The 16,203-nt window shown below is 59.8% G+C and carries 15 protein-coding genes; 5 read left to right on the forward strand and 10 right to left on the reverse strand.

Translation table 11 applies throughout. The features are described 5' to 3' along the window. Positions 1 to 103: 103 nt before the first annotated feature. Complete coding sequence (locus tag IH404_RS24485) at positions 104 to 472, forward strand: PilZ domain-containing protein (protein WP_005791611.1); 369 nt, start codon at positions 104 to 106, stop codon at positions 470 to 472. A gap of 67 nt (positions 473 to 539) precedes the next feature. On the opposite strand, the gene radA is transcribed toward IH404_RS24485, so the two are convergent. From radA to katB, 3 genes are read right to left on the reverse strand one after another with little or no spacing between them, the layout of a single operon-like run. Further along, positions 540 to 1,907, reverse strand: coding sequence for a DNA repair protein RadA (gene radA / locus IH404_RS24490; RefSeq protein ID WP_005791613.1), 1,368 nt, complete (start codon positions 1,905 to 1,907; stop codon positions 540 to 542). Between the two features lie 35 nt (positions 1,908 to 1,942). Next, on the reverse strand, positions 1,943 to 2,482 hold the full coding sequence (locus IH404_RS24495; protein WP_005791615.1) for an ankyrin repeat domain-containing protein: 540 nt from the start codon (positions 2,480 to 2,482) through the stop codon (positions 1,943 to 1,945). A 57-nt stretch (positions 2,483 to 2,539) separates the two neighbouring features. Then, the gene (gene katB, locus IH404_RS24500) at positions 2,540 to 4,081 is read right to left on the reverse strand and encodes a catalase KatB (RefSeq protein WP_005791616.1); all 1,542 of its coding nucleotides are present in this window, start codon (positions 4,079 to 4,081) and stop codon (positions 2,540 to 2,542) included. A gap of 287 nt (positions 4,082 to 4,368) precedes the next feature. On the opposite strand from katB, the gene mscL reads away from it, so the two are divergent. Continuing rightward, entirely contained in the window at positions 4,369 to 4,788 is a 420-nt protein-coding gene (mscL, locus tag IH404_RS24505; protein WP_005791618.1) for a large-conductance mechanosensitive channel protein MscL, read from the forward strand. A gap of 40 nt (positions 4,789 to 4,828) precedes the next feature. Here the strand turns inward: mscL and IH404_RS24510 are convergent, their stop codons facing one another. After that, on the reverse strand, positions 4,829 to 5,605 hold the full coding sequence (locus IH404_RS24510; protein ID WP_005791620.1) for a ferredoxin--NADP reductase: 777 nt from the start codon (positions 5,603 to 5,605) through the stop codon (positions 4,829 to 4,831). A 458-nt stretch (positions 5,606 to 6,063) separates the two neighbouring features. On the opposite strand from IH404_RS24510, the gene IH404_RS24515 reads away from it, so the two are divergent. Together IH404_RS24515 and IH404_RS24520 are read left to right on the forward strand one after the other, a co-directional pair. Further along, entirely contained in the window at positions 6,064 to 6,774 is a 711-nt protein-coding gene (locus IH404_RS24515) for a LuxR family transcriptional regulator (protein ID WP_005791622.1), read from the forward strand. Positions 6,775 to 6,918: 144 nt separating this feature from the next. Beyond that, positions 6,919 to 8,043, forward strand: coding sequence for a methyltransferase (locus IH404_RS24520; RefSeq protein WP_194439286.1), 1,125 nt, complete (start codon positions 6,919 to 6,921; stop codon positions 8,041 to 8,043). A gap of 66 nt (positions 8,044 to 8,109) precedes the next feature. Here IH404_RS24520 and IH404_RS24525 read toward each other — a convergent pair whose 3' ends face one another. The 3 genes from IH404_RS24525 to IH404_RS24535 are packed head-to-tail and all read right to left on the reverse strand — an operon-like array spanning position 8,110 to position 10,738. Continuing rightward, the gene (locus IH404_RS24525) at positions 8,110 to 8,277 is read right to left on the reverse strand and encodes a DUF2474 domain-containing protein (RefSeq protein ID WP_194439288.1); all 168 of its coding nucleotides are present in this window, start codon (positions 8,275 to 8,277) and stop codon (positions 8,110 to 8,112) included. A 12-nt stretch (positions 8,278 to 8,289) separates the two neighbouring features. Then, entirely contained in the window at positions 8,290 to 9,297 is a 1,008-nt protein-coding gene (gene cydB / locus IH404_RS24530; protein ID WP_005791627.1) for a cytochrome d ubiquinol oxidase subunit II, read from the reverse strand. A 1-nt stretch (position 9,298) separates the two neighbouring features. Continuing rightward, positions 9,299 to 10,738, reverse strand: coding sequence for a cytochrome ubiquinol oxidase subunit I (locus IH404_RS24535; RefSeq protein WP_005791629.1), 1,440 nt, complete (start codon positions 10,736 to 10,738; stop codon positions 9,299 to 9,301). A 316-nt stretch (positions 10,739 to 11,054) separates the two neighbouring features. Here IH404_RS24535 and IH404_RS24540 point away from each other — a divergent pair, with 316 nt between their 5' ends. After that, positions 11,055 to 12,293, forward strand: coding sequence for an MFS transporter (locus IH404_RS24540; RefSeq protein ID WP_005791631.1), 1,239 nt, complete (start codon positions 11,055 to 11,057; stop codon positions 12,291 to 12,293). A gap of 137 nt (positions 12,294 to 12,430) precedes the next feature. Here the strand turns inward: IH404_RS24540 and IH404_RS24545 are convergent, their stop codons facing one another. Genes IH404_RS24545 through IH404_RS24555 form a run of 3 tightly spaced genes read right to left on the reverse strand, consistent with a single transcriptional unit; the run spans position 12,431 to position 16,121 of the window. After that, positions 12,431 to 14,614, reverse strand: a complete 2,184-nt coding sequence (locus IH404_RS24545; protein WP_194439290.1) for a xanthine dehydrogenase family protein molybdopterin-binding subunit — start codon at positions 14,612 to 14,614, stop codon at positions 12,431 to 12,433. After that, entirely contained in the window at positions 14,611 to 15,600 is a 990-nt protein-coding gene (locus tag IH404_RS24550; protein WP_005791633.1) for a xanthine dehydrogenase family protein subunit M, read from the reverse strand. The genes IH404_RS24545 and IH404_RS24550 overlap by 4 nt, the downstream gene beginning before the upstream one ends. Continuing rightward, the gene (locus IH404_RS24555; protein ID WP_005791634.1) at positions 15,597 to 16,121 is read right to left on the reverse strand and encodes a (2Fe-2S)-binding protein; all 525 of its coding nucleotides are present in this window, start codon (positions 16,119 to 16,121) and stop codon (positions 15,597 to 15,599) included. Before IH404_RS24555 ends, IH404_RS24550 begins: the two co-directional genes overlap by 4 nt. Between the last annotated feature and the right edge of the window lie 82 nt (positions 16,122 to 16,203).

Genomic DNA, 16,203 nt, shown 5'->3' on the forward strand with positions numbered 1-16,203 from the left:
AGCCCCCTACGTTGGTCTAGAGCCTTCTATGCGGCAAAAAAACGAAATAAATGCCAAATGATGGCGCAAGGCTACAATCCTCCTATCCACCGAGGACTTCACCATGACTGAGCAACCGTCTGATCGCCGCCGTTTTCGCCGGATTGCTTTTGATGCCAAAACCGAAATTCGGCAAAACGGATGGGATTTTCCGGTGAAACTGGTGGATCTCTCGCTAAAGGGTCTACTGGTCGAGCGCCCCGAAGACTGGAAGGGGAACAAGGCGCTGCCGTTCGACGTAGACATACGCCTGGATCCGAAAGCGCATATAAAGATGCAAGTGAAGCTGAGCCACGAGGATAAGGGGCAGTTGGGCTTCGTGTGCCAACATATCGATCTGGATTCGATCAGCCATTTGCGGCGACTGATTGAGTTGAACCTGGGGGATGAGGAAGAGCTACACAGAGAGCTGGCGGCATTGCTGGAAATCTAGAAGCCAACACAACTCAAATGTGGGAGGGGGCTTGCTCCCTCCCACATTGGTTTCGCGGTGTCGCTGGCTACTCGAACAGTGCATCCAACGCCTGCTCCAGGCGCGTCACCCCAATCACCTGCAAACCTGCCGGCATTTCCTTCGGCGCATTGCCCTTGGGCACGATCGCCCGCTTGAACCCATGCTTGGCCGCCTCCTTCAACCGCTCCTGCCCACTGGGCACCGGGCGGACTTCGCCCGACAGGCCGACCTCACCAAACACCAGCAGATCATGGGGCAGCGGCCGATTGCGCAGGCTGGACATCACCGCCGCCATCAGCGCCAGGTCGGAGGCGGTCTCCAGCACCTTGACCCCGCCCACTACGTTAAGGAAAACATCCTGGTCATGGGTCGGAATGCCGCCGTGACGGTGCAATACCGCCAGCAACATCGCCAGACGGTTCTGGTCCAGGCCCAGCGTGACCCGCCGCGGGTTGGCCAAATGGCTGTCATCCACCAGCGCCTGGACTTCCACCAGCATGGGCCGGGTACCCTCCCACGTCGCCATCACCACACTGCCCGGGACTTCTTCCTGGGCCCGAGTGAGAAAGATCGCCGAGGGGTTGGAGACTTCTTTCAGTCCACGGTCAGTCATGGCGAACACACCCAGCTCGTTCACGGCGCCAAAGCGGTTTTTTACCGCCCGCAGCAAACGCAGGCGGCCATCGGACTCACCTTCGAAATACAGCACGGTATCCACCATGTGCTCCAACACCCGTGGCCCGGCCAGCGCGCCTTCCTTGGTCACATGGCCGACCAGGAAGATCGCCGTGCCGCTCTGCTTGGCGTAGCGCACCAACAGCGCCGCACTCTCGCGCACCTGGGACACGCCGCCCGGTGCCGATTGCAGTTGCTCGGTGAAAATCGTCTGGATCGAGTCAATTACCATGACCTTGGGCTTTTCGATCCGCGCCGTGGCGATGATGCTTTCGATGCAGGTTTCGGTCATGACCCGCAACTGGTCCTGGGGCAGGCCCAAACGGCGGGCGCGCATGGCCACTTGCTGTTGGGATTCTTCGCCGGTGACGTACAGCGCCGGCATACGGCTGGCGATGCTGCACAGGGTTTGCAAGAGGATGGTCGACTTGCCGATGCCTGGGTCACCGCCGATCAGCACCACCGAACCATCGACCAGGCCACCGCCAAGTACGCGGTCCAGTTCGCCGGACGCGGTGGAGAAACGCGGGATCTCTTCGACGCTGACCTCGGCCAGGGTCTTGATCTGTGCCTGTTGTCCGGTCCAGCCGGCGCGGCCGGTAGGGGCTGCGGCACCACCGCTTTCGATCATGGTTTCAGTCAGGGTGTTCCACGCACCGCATTCGGAGCACTGGCCCGCCCATTTGGGAAAGGTCGCGCCGCACTCCGTGCAGCCGTACATGCGCTTGGCCTTTGCCATGTGAGAACCTCCAACCGAAAAACCGCGATGATAGCTCAGCGCGACGCCGGGGTCCGGATTTCGCCACTGGCCAAACGTGAAGCACTGTTACCGACGGGGTCCTCGGCGTTCAGGTCTGCGCCTTTGGCTTGCAGTTCACCCAGCAACTCGACGCGTTTGAACAGCCCGGCGTACATGGCGGCAGTCTGTCCCGCGCCATTGCGTTGGTCCGGGTTGCAGTCGGTGGCCAGCAGGCGCTGGGCGATTTTCAGCTCACCCTTGAAGATCGCGCCCATCAGCGCCGTGTTGCCGCGTTTGTCCTGTACGCAGGCGTTGGCACCCGCGTCGAGCAGACGCTCCACGTACGAGCCCTGGCCGTGATAAGCGGCGAGAATCAGTGCGGTGTAGCCTTTGTCATCCTGGGTGTTGAGGCTGTAGCCGGAGTCGATAAAGGTATTGAGCATGTCGAGGTCGCCACGGCGAGCAGCGTCGAAGTAGTAATCCTGCAACTGGGCTTTGAGCGCCACCGGGTCGGGAGACTCCGCATGGGCGACAAAGGCCAGCATGGCCATCAGTAAACCGATAGAGATACGCATAGGGGCTTCTCCTGCCAAAGGTCGACGCCCGTAGAGGCGCCGACCGCAACCAACGAATCAGTCAGTCAGTTTTTCCGCCAGCGCCTTCACGCGAGCCAGATCACCTTTGGCCACCTTGGTCACGCCGGTGCCGTATTCCGGATCAGCCTTGTAAAGGAACGACAGGATGATGTGCTTGCTCTCGTCATCGGTGGTGGCCAGCGAGCCGCCGAAATTGTCGATCAAGTCCTGACGCTCTTTCTTGGTGTAGGAGCGGTACAGGTCACCGGCCTGTTTGAAGTTCTGCTCGCGCTGGATCTTCGCCTGCTGGGTGCTGCCCGACAGCGGCGACTGGCTGTAGCGCGCGGTTTGCGGCTCTTCGCGTGGCAACAGCCGGCTTGGCTGGTAGTTCACGCCGGTGGTGGTTTTGCCGAAGTTCATCGCACCGTCCTGGTTACCGTTGTTGACGGTGACCCGTGGAGCGTTGATCGGCAGTTGCAGGGCGTTCGCACCCAAGCGGTACATTTGCGTATCGGCATAGGAGAACACCCGGCCTTGCAGCAGGCGGTCTTCCGACGGCTCGATGCCCGGCACCAGGTTGGCAGGCGCCATCGCGACTTGCTCGGTTTCCTGGAAGACATTGGCCGGGTTGCGATTGAGCACCATCTGCCCGACTTTACGCTCAGGTACATCCGGCCAGATCTTGGTGGCATCCAGGGGGTCGAAATCAAACTTGGCCAAGTCCTCGGGCTTGAGCACTTGCACATACAAGTCCCACTTGGGGAAGTCGCCCTTGTTGATATGGGTGACCAAATCGTTGGTCATATGACTGTAGTCACGACCCTGTACTTCGGTGACTTGCTTGGGATCCAGGTTCTTGATGCCTTGCAGGCTCTTCCAGTGGAACTTGACGTAGTGCACTTCGCCCTTGGCGTTGATCAACTTGTAGGCATGTACGCCATTACCGTCCATCTCGCGGTAACTGGCCGGTGTACCGGAGTCCGAGTACAACTCGGTCAAAGTACGCGTGGCTTCGGGAACATGGGAGAAGAAGTCGAAACGGCGCGAGTCGTCATCCAGGTTGGTGCGTGGGTCGGGTTTGAAGGCATGGACCATATCCGGGAACTTGATGGCATCACGGATAAAGAAGGTCGGAAAGTTATTGCCGACCAGGTCCCAGTTACCTTCGGCGGTGTAGAACTTGGTAGCAAAGCCCCGTGGGTCACGCAGGGTTTCAGGGGAATGGTTGCCGTGGACGACCGCCGAAAAGCGCACGAACACTGGCGTGGTTTCACCGGCGGCGAACACCTTGGCCTTGGTCAGGTCGCTGAGGTTGTCGGTCACCGTGAAGGTGCCATGGGCGCCCGTACCGCGGGCATGTACCACACGCTCGGGGATGCGTTCGCGGTCAAAGCGCTGCAACTTCTGGATCAGCTGAACGTCCTGCAACAATACCGGGCCGTTCGCTCCGGCCGTTTGCGAGTTCTGGTTATCACCGACGTTGGCCCCGTTATCGCGGGTCAGGTTGGCGGCTTGCACGGAGAGGGACAGCAGGCTTGCGGTCACCAGTGCCAGCGCGTGACGCGCGGACACGGGCCTGCGGCGGATTGGAGTGTTCATCGAGGTTTCCTCTGGTTTTTTTAGCGCACATTCTGTTGTGCTTGTCAGAGGCTAGTGACCTGCGACTCAGAAGATAAATAGAAAAACACCACAGGCCCGATTAAGAAAATAATCTGGTAACGGGCTGAAATGACGGGTAATTCGCGCGCGATTGGTGGCACTTTGCAAACTATTTGCGTTTTAATGTGTCGATAAAAATCGACAGTGTTAACAGTTGTGTCGAGCAAGCCTTGTACGACTGAATTACACTGACCTCCACCCTTCTCAACTGTAACAAGGAATAACCTATGGGCGTGATCAGTGAGTTCAAGGCCTTCGCGGTCAAAGGTAATGTGGTCGACATGGCCGTCGGTATCATCATCGGCGCCGCCTTCGGCAAGATTGTTTCCTCGTTTGTAGGCGACGTGATAATGCCGCCTATTGGTCTGCTGATCGGGGGGGTGGACTTTGCCGACCTGGCGATAACACTCAAGGCCGCGCAGGGTGACGTACCGGCGGTGGTGTTGGCTTATGGCAAGTTTATCCAGAGCATCATCGACTTCGTGATCGTCGCTTTTGCGATCTTCATGGGTGTGAAGGCCATCAACCGCCTGAAGCGAGAAGAAGCCGTAGCCCCTAGCTTGCCACCGACGCCGACCAAGGAAGAAGTGCTGCTGGGCGAGATCCGCGATCTGCTCAAGGCTCAAAATAACAACAAACCGCTTTAATCAGCGATTGCAAAAAGGCGCCTCGTGAGGCGCCTTTTTTCTACCAGTAATTTTCTACTGCAACCTGACCAGGGCGTCGACTCAGGCTCAGTTGCATGTCCCGTTGCTTGAGTAGCTGACGAGTGTCATCGACCATCTGCGGGTTGCCGCAAATCAGTACGCGGGAATGTTCGGGTGTTAACTTAAGGCCGGCCGTGCGCTCCAGTTTGCCATTCTTGATCAACGTGGTAATGCGCCCGTTGAGCGCACCCGGATGTTGCTCGCGGGTGACGATGGGGATGTAGGTGAGTTTATGCGCGTACTCGGCCAGGTGTTCGCGCTCCCCCAGTTCTTTGATCAGCGCCTGGTAGGCCAGCTCTTTCGCTTCCCGGGCGCTGTATACCAGGATGACGTGTTCGAATTTTTCCCATACCTCAAAGTCCTGCAGGATCGACAGGAACGGCGCAACGCCAGTCCCTGTCCCCAACAGCCACAGGTCGCGCCCGTCAACGAAGCGATTAAGGGTCAGGAAGCCGGTGGCCTGGCGCTCTACCAGCAGGGTATCGCCGACCCGCAGCCGGCTGAGTTCGCTGGTGAACTCCCCGCCGGGAACAACGATGGAAAAAAAGTCGAGATGCTCATCAAAAGGCGATGACACCACAGAGTAGGCACGCCACACGGTGCTGCCATCGGCCTTGGTTACACCCAGGCGCACGAACTGGCCGGCGGTAAAGCGAAAGCCTGGGTCGCGAGTGGTGCGCAGGGTGAAGAGGCTGGGGGTCAGCGATTGCACGTCGAGCAAGGTCTGGCGGGTAAATTTCTCAGCACTGGCCGTCATGGGAGGCTCCGTTTTGCACAGGCTGCTAGTGTCTCTCAAAGCAGATGACGCAAACACCGTTGATTTGTACTGGCATTGCATTTACCCATGATGCACGGCCTGTCAGTGACGCAAGTGGGCCAGCGGCTCACCAGCAATCCGAAGGAAACAAAGAGCCGCACACTCATACTAATCATTTGGCTATTAACCCAACCGGAATACGCCACAAGATGAAACTACGCCGTCCGAAGACGTCATTTTGATATCACCTGCAAGTCATTAAAACCAGTGCAAAAAAAATGTCCCATCGGTTTTTTCATACAAACCAACAACGCTTGTACATATCTGAAACCTGTAGACCAACCACCTGATGAATTTTTTTTCAGACTAGCTTGTACGACGTGTCCTACACTTGTTTTCGTGCTGGATTGGGGATCAGGAAGTACCCAAGTCACAAAGAAACCCATGGAGAGTTACCGATGGTCAATTGGCGCAATTCACGGCTGCCCAAGCTGGAAGGCGAGAGCGAAATCACCACCGTGTATGAAATGGTGATCAACCGCACTCAGGAAATGGGGTTCAAATATTGCTCGTTCACGATGAGTACTCAATCCGAAAATACCCAAGCAAAGCCTTTCAACTGCAACAACTACCCAAATGAATGGAACAGAATCTATCAACAAGCAGGTTTCTTCGACAAAGATCCGGCTGTAGTTCACTGCAAGCACTCTGTACTGCCCATCCTCTGGGAGAAGCAAGCCTTCGGTAACACCCCTGAACTGTGGGACTTGGCTGAGTCATTTGGGGTGCATAGGGGCTGGTCCCAGGCGGTGCATGATTTCAAGGGTGTATTCAGTATGCTGACCCTGGTGCGTGACAAGGGTGAGGTCAGCCCTGAAGAGCTTTACGAAAAAGCCGGTCAAGTCTTGTGGCTCTGCCATGCGATGCATGCCGTAGTCGCGCTTCAATACACCTGCGAGCCCATCGACGAGGCGCCGTTCAAGTTAACGGCCCGCGAAACGGAGATTCTCAGATGGTGCGCGATGGGCAAGACCGCCGCGGAGATCGCTCGCATTCTGTGCCTGTCCGAGCGCACGGTGGGTTTTCATGTCGGCAGAGTACTCAGCAAATTGAAGGTCACCAGTAAGATCCAGGCTGTGCTCTGCCTCGCCAAAGCGGGGATGCTCTAATCGTCAATTAAACACCCCATGTCATTGCGTAAAAAAAAACGTAACATTTACGGCCAATTCTGAGTGTTGATGCCGCCCCCTTCAGCGGGTCGCGTCGCCTTTCACTCAGACGGTTCCGTCGATTACCCAGAGCATTCTTCCCCCATGCCCCTGCTTGACAGCCCTTTCGCCCAGCTCGATCTGATTCGTCAGCCAGAGCAACACAATGATCCGCTGCAAGCCTTCGATGCCGCCGACGAGTACCTGCTCAACCACCTTGGCGCACAGCAACCCAATGCGCTGACCCGCGTGCTGGTACTCAATGACAGCTTTGGTGCCCTCGCGGCCAGCCTTGCGGGCCAGATGCCGGTGACCTCCAGCGGCGACTCGTTCCTCGCCGCCCACGCCCTGGAGAAAAACCTGGTGCGTAACGGCAAGGCGTTTGATGCCGTGCCATTCGTACCCGCCAGCATCGCGCCGGTGGGGCCCTTCGATCGGGTGCTGATCCGTGTGCCAAAAACCCTGGCGCTGCTGGAAGAACAGTTGATCCGCCTGCAAGGGCAATTGGCGCCGGGCGCCGAGGTGATCGCCGGGGCGATGGTCAAGCACTTGCCCCGCGCCGCCGGTGAACTGCTGGAGCGTTACATCGGGCCTATGCACGCGACGCTTGCGGTCAAAAAGGCGCGATTGCTGATCGCCACCGTGGCGGATCGCCCTGTCGCAGTCTCGCCCTACCCCACCCGCTACACGCTGGACGCCCCAGCGATCGAGTTGCTCAACCACGCCAACGTTTTCTGCCGCGAAGGCCTGGACATCGGCACCCGCGCCTTCCTGCCGCACCTGCCGAAAAACCTTGGCAGCGCCCGCGTGGCAGACCTGGGCTGCGGCAATGGCGTATTGGCGATTGCCAGCGCTTTGCAAAACCCCGACGCGCAGTACACGCTGGTGGATGAGTCCTATATGGCCGTGCAATCGGCGGCTGAAAACTGGCAAGCCGCCCTGGGCGATCGCGACGTGATTGTACGTGCCGATGACGGCCTGGCCGGTCAGGAGGCGCAATCGCTGGACGTGGTGCTGTGCAACCCACCGTTTCATCAACAACAAGTGGTGGGTGACTTCCTCGCCTGGCGCATGTTCCAGCAGGCACGCGAAGCCCTGGTAGTGGGCGGCGCGTTGTATATCGTGGGTAATCGCCACCTGGGCTACCACAGCAAGTTGGCGCGATTGTTCCGTGGCGTCGAACAAGTGGCGGCCACACCAAAGTTCGTCATCCTCAAAGCGCGCAAATAAAAAAGCCCTGCCCTTCCAATAGAAGAGCAGGGCTTGCCTCTCACGCTGGCAGGCCGGTTCGGTATGTCAGTGCGTGGTCAGGCCCGCCGCATTCATGAACATGCGCATCAGGCTGGCCACCACGAACAGGGCCAACACGCTGCCGACCCAGATCATCGCCAGCCATCCCAGGCGCTGCCACAATGGCTGCTTCTCGGCCTGTTCAATCTCGTGCAGTGAAGGTTTACCGGACATGTTTCAACCCTCCTAGTGGTAGCCGTCTTCGTGGGTGACCTTGCCGCGGAACACGTAGTAGCTCCAGAAGGTATAACCCAGAATGAACGGGATGATGAACAACGTGCCCACCAGCATGAAGCCCTGGCTTTGCGGCGGTGCCGCAGCGTCCCAGATCGACACGGATGGCGGGATGATATTAGGCCACAAGCTGATGCCCAGGCCGCTGTAGCCCAGGAAGATCAACACCAGTGTCAGCAGGAACGGCGTGTAGTGCGCATGACGGGCCACGGCGCGGAACAGTCCGTACATCGTGACCAATACCAGAACCGGCACCGGCAGGAACCAGAACAGGTTCGGCAAGGTGAACCAGCGCGAAGCGATTTCCGGGTGGGTCAGAGGCGTCCAGATACTGACGATACCGATCACCGCCAACACCACGAAAGCCAACGGCCGCGCCAGGTTATGCATCTGCTCCTGCAACTTGCCCTCGGTCTTCATGATAAGCCAGGTGCAGCCGAGCAAGGCATAGGCCACGATCAGCGCCACGCCGCAGAACATCGTGAACGGTGTGAGCCAGTCCAGTGAACCACCGGCAAACTGGCGGTCCACCACCGGGATGCCGTCGATAAAGGCGCCCAACGCCACGCCCTGGAAGAAGGTCGCTGCCAGCGAGCCACCGATAAACGCCTTGTCCCACAGGTGACGCTTGTGGTCCTTGGCCTTGAAGCGGAACTCAAAGGCCACGCCGCGAAAGATCAGCCCGATCAGCATCAGGATCAGCGGCAGATACAACGCCGACAACACCACCGAATACGCCAGCGGGAACGCGCCAAACAACGCCGCGCCGCCGAGTACCAGCCAGGTTTCGTTGCCGTCCCATACAGGGGCCACGGTGTTCATCATCACGTCACGGTCGACTTTGCCGGGAATAAACGGAAAGAGGATGCCGATACCCAGGTCGAAGCCGTCCATGACCACATACATCATGATGCCGAAGATGATGATCACGGCCCAGATCAGCGGAAGATCAATACCCATCTCAATTCCCCTTGTGCTGGATGTGGTCGTGGTCGTTATCGCTGCCATCGTCGGCGGCAGACAACGGACGCGCCGGGGTGCGTTTCTGACCAGGGCCACCATGGGCCGGTTCGGTACTGTCGTGAGTCACAGGGCCCTTGCGCACCAGGCGCATCATGTAACCCAGGCCTGCGCCGAACAGCGCGAAGTACACCACCACGAACAACACCAGGGTAATGGTCATCTGCGCCAGGCTATGCCCGGACGAGGCATCTGCGGTGCGCATCAGCCCGTAGACCACCCAAGGCTGGCGGCCGATTTCAGTGGTGAACCAACCAGCAAGAATCGCAATCAGCCCGGACGGGCCCATCCACAGCGCCAGGTACAGGAACGGTTTGGAGGTGTACATCTTGTCGCCACGGCGCAGCCACAGGCTGAACAGACCGGTGAAGATCATCAGGAAACCCAGGCCAACCATGACCCGGAACGACCAGAACACGATGGTCGAGTTGGGGCGGTCCTCAGGGGGGAACTCCTTGAGGGCCGGCACCTGCTTGTCCAGGGAGTGGGTCAGGATCAGGCTGCCCAGGTACGGAATCTCGACCGCGTATTTGGTCTTCTCGGCTTTCATGTCCGGCCAGCCGAACAGGATCAATGGCGTCGGCTCGTTGCCGATGTTTTCCCAGTGGCCTTCAATCGCGGCGATTTTTGCCGGTTGATGCTTGAGGGTATTAAGGCCATGGAAGTCACCGATCACCGCCTGGATGGGCGCGACAATCAGCGCCATCCACATCGCCATGGAGAGCATTTTGCGGATCGCCGGGTTGTCCTTGCCGCGCAGCAAATGCCAGGCCGCCGACGAGCCGACGAAGAATGCCGTGGCAACAAATGCAGCCGTGGCCATGTGCATCAGGCGATAGGGGAACGAAGGGTTGAAGATCACCGCCAGCCAATCGGTGGGAATCACCCGGCCATCAATGATTTCAAAGCCCTGTGGCGTTTGCATCCAGCTGTTGGAGGCGAGAATCCAGAACGTGGAGATCAACGTCCCCACGGCCACCATCACCGTGGAGAAAAAGTGCAGCTTGCGCCCCACCTTGTTCCAGCCGAACAGCATCACACCAAGGAAACCGGCCTCAAGGAAGAAGGCCGTGAGCACTTCGTACGTCAGCAATGGCCCGGTGACAGCACCGGCGAAGTCCGAGAAACGGCTCCAGTTGGTGCCAAACTGATAGGCCATGACCAAGCCGGAGACCACACCCATGCCGAAGTTGACGGCAAAGATCTTCGACCAGAAATGGTAGAGGTCACGGTAGGTATCGTTATGAGTCTTGAGCCACAAGCCCTCCAGCACCGCAAGGTAACTGGCCAGGCCGATGGTGATCGCCGGGAACAGGATGTGAAACGAGATGGTGAACGCGAATTGAATTCGGGCGAGATCTAGCGCCTCCAAACCGAACATAAGTCTTCCTCTGTCAGGTAATACCGGCTGCTGGCTGGGAGCCTGCACCCACTGCCCCCACGGATATGGAGTGTGGCGAATTTCAATTCGTTTCTTTTTTTACCCATCTCGTGGGGATTCTGGCCTTGCGGCCGCCAGAGCAATTCCGGGGCAGGTTTTGATCTGGATCAAGCATCGTTGAAAGAGTAGTCCCATTTTTGCTGTACGACTGTGTGGTCTTTTGCCGCGTGACAGCTTGCCTCAGTCCTGTTCTTGCAACTATTTGTTACAGCTTGATGCTAATCTCGCCATTCCCCCGCTGCCGACCTGATTCCCGATGCCCAGTGAACCCGCGTTGCTGTTACGTCACCACCGCCCTTTCATCGCGTTCTGGCTGGCGCGGATCTTTACCGCCAGCGGCTTCCAGATGCTCACCGTGGCGATCGGCTGGAACCTCTACCAACTGACCGGCAACGTGCTGGACCTGGGGCTGGTTGGCCTGGTGGAATTCGTACCGCGCGTGCTGTTCATGCTGCACACCGGGCATGTGGCCGATCGCTATGAGCGACGCAGGGTCGCCGCCATTTGCCAGACGTTACAGGCGCTGATTGCCTTGTCCCTGGCCATCGGCGGCCTGACCGGCAACGTGACCCGCGAGATGATCTTTATCCTCGCCTTCCTGTTGGGCGCCGCGCGCTCATTTGAAATGCCCACCACCCAGGCACTGTTGCCAAGCATCGTGCCCAGCGCGTTGTTCCCACGGGCCGTGGCGGCATCGCAATCGGCCCAGCAACTGGCGACCATCGTCGCACCCGCCGTTGGCGGTTTGCTCTACGCGTTTGGTAGCGTGTGGGTGTACGGCCCGACCGTGGCGCTGTACCTGATTGCCTGCGTGCTGACCTTGAACCTGCCCGCCCGCCAGACGCCGCTCAACAAAGCCAAGGCCACGATGGACTCGCTGCTGGCCGGCATCCGCTTTATCCGCAGCCGCCCGGACATCCTCGGCGCCATCTCCCTGGACCTGTTTGCCGTACTGCTGGGCGGCGCCACCGCGTTGCTGCCGGTGTTCGCCAAGGACATCCTGCTGACCGGCGCCTGGGGCCTGGGCCTGCTGCGTTCGGCACCGGCGGTGGGCGCCTTGCTGATGTCACTGTGGCTGGCGCGGTTCTCGGTAGACCGCAAGGTAGGACGCGTGATGTTTACCGCCGTCGGCGTATTCGGCGTGGCGACCATTGCTTTCGGCCTCTCGACCTCGTTCTGGTTCTCCCTGGCGGTGCTGGTAGTGCTCGGCGCGGCGGACATGATCAGCATGGTGATCCGCGCGTCGTTCGTGCAACTGGAAACACCGGATGAGATGCGTGGGCGAGTCAGCGCGGTCAATGGCCTGTTTATCGGTGCATCCAATCAACTGGGCGAGTTCGAATCCGGGATAACCGCTCATTGGTTCGGCACCGTGCCGGCGGTGGTAATGGGCGGGATCGGCACGCTGGTGGTGACCGGGGTATGGATCAAGTTGTTCCCGACCCTCGCCAATCGCGATCGTATGCATGTGCCGGTGGAAGAAACCAAGCCATAAGCTTAAGCGTTGTACCCTGTGGGAGCCGGGCTTGCCCGCGATAACGGTGTATCAGGCAACTCTCTGGTGGCCGAGGCACCGCTATCGCAGGCAAGCCAGCTCCCACAGTTGGAGCTTCGGTGTTTGGAAGGCCGGTGCTAGAGCACTTTATCCAAGGTGATCGGAAACTCCCGCACCCGCTTGCCGGTGGCATGGTAAATCGCATTCGCCACCGCCGCCGCCACGCCGACAATGCCGATCTCCCCCACGCCCTTGGACCCTAGTGCATTGACCACATCGTCGTGTTCTTCGACAAACAGCACGTCAATCTCGCCAATATCGGCGTTCACCGGGATGTGGTACTCGGCCAGGCTGTGATTCATGTAGCGCCCCAATGAGTGGTCGACCTGGGTCTCTTCATGCAGCGCCATGCCAATGCCCCACACCACGCCGCCAAGGATCTGGCTGCGGGCCATCTTCGGGTTGACCACGCGCCCGGCAGCAATCGCGCTGACCACACGGCTGACCTTGATGGTGCCCAGGTCTTCATCCACCCGCACTTCGACGAACACCGCCGAGTGCGTAGCGCTGGCATAACCCTCGCGCTTCTTGTCGGGCTCGCTGTCGACCTGTACCTGCAAGGCGTCTTCACCGCTGTCCTTGACCAGTTGCGCCAACGACACGCTCACGTCACCGCTGTGTAGCTGGCCGTCTTCAAACCGAACCGAATCGGCATCCTTGAATACCGGGTAAGTCTGCCGGGCGATCTCCAGCAATTTGGCATTCAGCGCTTCGCACGCTTGCTGTACAGCGGTGCCGACGGAAGACACGGTAAACGAACCGCCCTGCAACGGCGCCGTGGGCAATGACGAATCACCCAACAGAAAACTGATATCGGCCATCGCCACGCCACTGGCCTGAGAGGCAATCTGGGTCATCACCGTGTAGGTGCCCGTGCCAATGTCGGTGGTGGCACTGCTGACGGTGAGTTTGCCGCTGCTATCGATGCGTGCCTTGGCGCTGGCCTTCATCTGCATGGCTTCCCACACCCCACCGGCCATGCCCCAGCCGATCAATTGGCGACCGTCGCGCATACTGCGCGGTTCCGGGTTGCGCTGGCTCCAGCCGAAGCGTTCGGCGCCTTCGCTGTAGCATTCGCGCAGGGCTTTGCTCGACCAGGGTTTGTCTTCGTTCTGGTTGCGCTCGGCGTAGTTGATCAGCCGCAGTTGCACCGGGTCGATGGCCAAGGCGCAGGCCAGTTCATCCATGGCACATTCCAGGCCGATCACGCCCAGCGCAGCACCGGGGGCGCGCATGTCCAACGGAGTGAATACATCCAGCGGCACCAGCTTGTAGGTCAGTTGCACGTTGTCGCAGTGATAGAGCATGCCGCTCCACTCCACCACGTGCTCGCTGAAATCCTCGAAGCGCGAGGTCTGGCCAATCGCGGTATGCCCCAGGGCCAGCAAGCGCCCATTGGCGGCGGCACCCATCTGCAAACGCTGCAAAGTGCGTGGGCGATAGCCGAAGGTGAACATCTGCTGGCGAGTCAGGGTCACGCGCACCGACCGCTTGAGCACCAGGGACGCCATCACTGCCAGTGGCAGTTGGTACTGCGGGCGCAGGCCCGAACCGAAGGCGCCACCGACAAAGGCAGCAAAGATGCGCACCTGGCTTTTATCCAGGCCGAACACTTTTTGCACGTAGGCTTGGCAGTTCTGCGGACCCTGGGTTTTGTCGTGGATATGCAACGTGCCGTCCGGCTGATACAGCACGGTGCTGGCATGGGGCTCCATGGGGTTGTGGTGTTCGATGGGGGTGCTGTAATGCAGATCGAGGCTGATCGCCGCACCGGCCCACTCGGCCTGAAAGTTGCCGCGTGGTTTGGGCGGTGTCTGCGGTGAAGGGTAGGCCCCTTCCTGCTGGGTGAGCAGGTCGGTTTCGAACGCTTCAGGCGCGTATTCGATGTGCACCAGTGAACCGGCGTGCCGGGCCAGTTCCAGGTTATCGGCGATCACCAGGGCCAGGGGCTGGCCGCTGTAAAGCACGCGGTCGTTGTACAGCGGGCGAAAGGGTGAGCCGTCGGCGGCATCATCATCCTGGAAGGCGTCGTCGTAACTGGCGATTCTGGGGCGATTGAGGTGATCAATGACCTCGACCACGCCGGGCAAGGCCAGGGCCTTGGAAGCATCGATCTTGATAACGCGGCCTTTGGCGATGGTGCTGGAGACGACACTGCCATGCAGCAGGCCATCCTCAGGGAACTCACCGGCATAGCGCGCCTGGCCTGTGACCTTGAGCAGACCGTCGACACGGTCCAGGGGTTTGCCGATGGCACTCATGGCTGTTCTCCTGCGACAGCGGCGTCGCTCAGGGCACGGATGATTGCGCGTCGTGCCAGTTTGATCTTGAAGCCGTTGTGCTCCAGCGGCTCGGCGTCTTGCAATAGGGCATCGGCAGCGTTGCTGAAGGTTTCGCGGCTGACGGTCTGACCGATCAATGCCGCTTCCACTGCGCGGTCGCGCCAGGGTTTGTGCGCCACGCCGCCGAGGGCCAGGCGCGCATCGATGATGGTGTCGCCGTCCAGTTCCAGCGCCGCAGCCACCGACACCAAAGCAAAGGCATAGGACGCGCGGTCGCGGATTTTCAAGTAGTGGCTATGCCGGGCCAGATGGTCGGCAGGCAGTTCGATTGCGGTGATCAGCTCGTCATCGGCCAATTGGTTGTCGCGCTGCGGCGCATCGCCGGGCAGACGGTGGAAGTCGGCGAACTCGATGACGCGTGCACCCCCACGCCCTTCTACATGCACCCGTGCCTGGAGCGCCGCCAGGGCCACGCACATGTCCGAGGGATGCGTGGCCACGCACTGCTCACTGGCGCCAAGGATCGCATGGATGCGATTCAACCCCGTACGCGCCGGGCAGCCGCTACCGGGCTCGCGCTTGTTGCACGGCACCGTAGCGTCATAGAAGTAGTAGCAGCGGGTGCGCTGCAACAGGTTGCCACCGGTACTGGCCATGTTGCGCAATTGCGGCGAGGCCCCCGCCAGGATCGCTTGGGACAACAATGGGTAACGCTGTTCGATCAGCGGGTGCCAGGCCAGGTCGGCATTGCTCACCAGCGCGCCAATTCGCACGCCGCCGTCGGCGGTTTCTTCAACCTCGTGCAAGGGCAAACCGGTGATATCGATCAAGTGTTCCGGGCGGCTGATGTTTTCTTTCATCAAGTCGAGCAGGTTGGTGCCCCCGGCAATGAAGCGCGAGGCCGCGTTGCTTAGGTGCACCGCCTCTTGAACACCGGCAGGCTTGCTGTAGTGGAAGGGGTTCATTGTTCACCTCCCGAGCGGTGGCACGCCGGCAGCGCCTCTTCAATGGCGTCGCGGATATTGCTGTAGGCACCGCAGCGGCACAGGTTGCCGCTCATCAGTTCCTGGATCTGCGCACGGTCGTGGGCGCGACCTTCATTGGCCAGGCCCACGGCGGAACAGATCTGGCCGGGGGTGCAATAGCCGCACTGGAAGGCGTCGTGTTTGATGAAGGCTTGCTGCATGGGGTGCAACTGGTCGCCTTCGGCCAGCCCTTCGATGGTGGTCAACTCGGCGCCGTCGCACATCACGGCCAGGGTCAGGCAGGCATTTACGCGCTTGCCGTCACGCAATACGGTGCAGGCACCGCACTGGCCGTGGTCGCAGCCCTTTTTGCTGCCGACCAGGTCCAGCTGTTCGCGCAGCAGGTCGAGCAAGGTGGTCCAGGGCAGCACATCCAGTTGGCGCGGCTGGCCGTTGAGTGTCATGCGTATCGGGTGGCGGGCAAACGGCTGGGCCGCCGCGCCATTGGGGTTTGCGCTCATAAACACCTCACGGGTTGAAGTACATCCGCGGCGTTCAGGAAAGTCGCCGTCTTAAGGGGTACGACTTCCCGGGATTTTGAGC

The organism is Pseudomonas sp. OST1909 (assembly GCF_015277575.1).
GTDB classification, from domain to species: Bacteria; Pseudomonadota; Gammaproteobacteria; order Pseudomonadales; family Pseudomonadaceae; genus Aquipseudomonas; species Aquipseudomonas synxantha_A.

Excerpts from the sequence above, each read along its gene's own strand:
- mscL (WP_005791618.1), top strand. The coding sequence starts at position 4,369 with ATGGGCGTGATCAGTGAGTTCAAGGCCTTCGCGGTCAAAGGTAATGTG.
- IH404_RS24515 (WP_005791622.1), top strand. The coding sequence starts at position 6,064 with ATGGTCAATTGGCGCAATTCACGGCTGCCCAAGCTGGAAGGCGAGAGC.
- IH404_RS24550 (WP_005791633.1), bottom strand. The coding sequence starts at position 15,600 with ATGAACCCCTTCCACTACAGCAAGCCTGCCGGTGTTCAAGAGGCGGTG.
- katB (WP_005791616.1), bottom strand. The coding sequence starts at position 4,081 with ATGAACACTCCAATCCGCCGCAGGCCCGTGTCCGCGCGTCACGCGCTG.
- IH404_RS24510 (WP_005791620.1), bottom strand. The coding sequence starts at position 5,605 with ATGACGGCCAGTGCTGAGAAATTTACCCGCCAGACCTTGCTCGACGTG.
- IH404_RS24525 (WP_194439288.1), bottom strand. The coding sequence starts at position 8,277 with ATGTCCGGTAAACCTTCACTGCACGAGATTGAACAGGCCGAGAAGCAG.
- IH404_RS24485 (WP_005791611.1), top strand. The coding sequence starts at position 104 with ATGACTGAGCAACCGTCTGATCGCCGCCGTTTTCGCCGGATTGCTTTT.
- cydB (WP_005791627.1), bottom strand. The coding sequence starts at position 9,297 with ATGGGTATTGATCTTCCGCTGATCTGGGCCGTGATCATCATCTTCGGC.
- IH404_RS24555 (WP_005791634.1), bottom strand. The coding sequence starts at position 16,121 with ATGAGCGCAAACCCCAATGGCGCGGCGGCCCAGCCGTTTGCCCGCCAC.
- IH404_RS24545 (WP_194439290.1), bottom strand. The coding sequence starts at position 14,614 with ATGAGTGCCATCGGCAAACCCCTGGACCGTGTCGACGGTCTGCTCAAG.
- IH404_RS24495 (WP_005791615.1), bottom strand. The coding sequence starts at position 2,482 with ATGCGTATCTCTATCGGTTTACTGATGGCCATGCTGGCCTTTGTCGCC.
- radA (WP_005791613.1), bottom strand. The coding sequence starts at position 1,907 with ATGGCAAAGGCCAAGCGCATGTACGGCTGCACGGAGTGCGGCGCGACC.
- IH404_RS24540 (WP_005791631.1), top strand. The coding sequence starts at position 11,055 with ATGCCCAGTGAACCCGCGTTGCTGTTACGTCACCACCGCCCTTTCATC.
- IH404_RS24520 (WP_194439286.1), top strand. The coding sequence starts at position 6,919 with ATGCCCCTGCTTGACAGCCCTTTCGCCCAGCTCGATCTGATTCGTCAG.
- IH404_RS24535 (WP_005791629.1), bottom strand. The coding sequence starts at position 10,738 with ATGTTCGGTTTGGAGGCGCTAGATCTCGCCCGAATTCAATTCGCGTTC.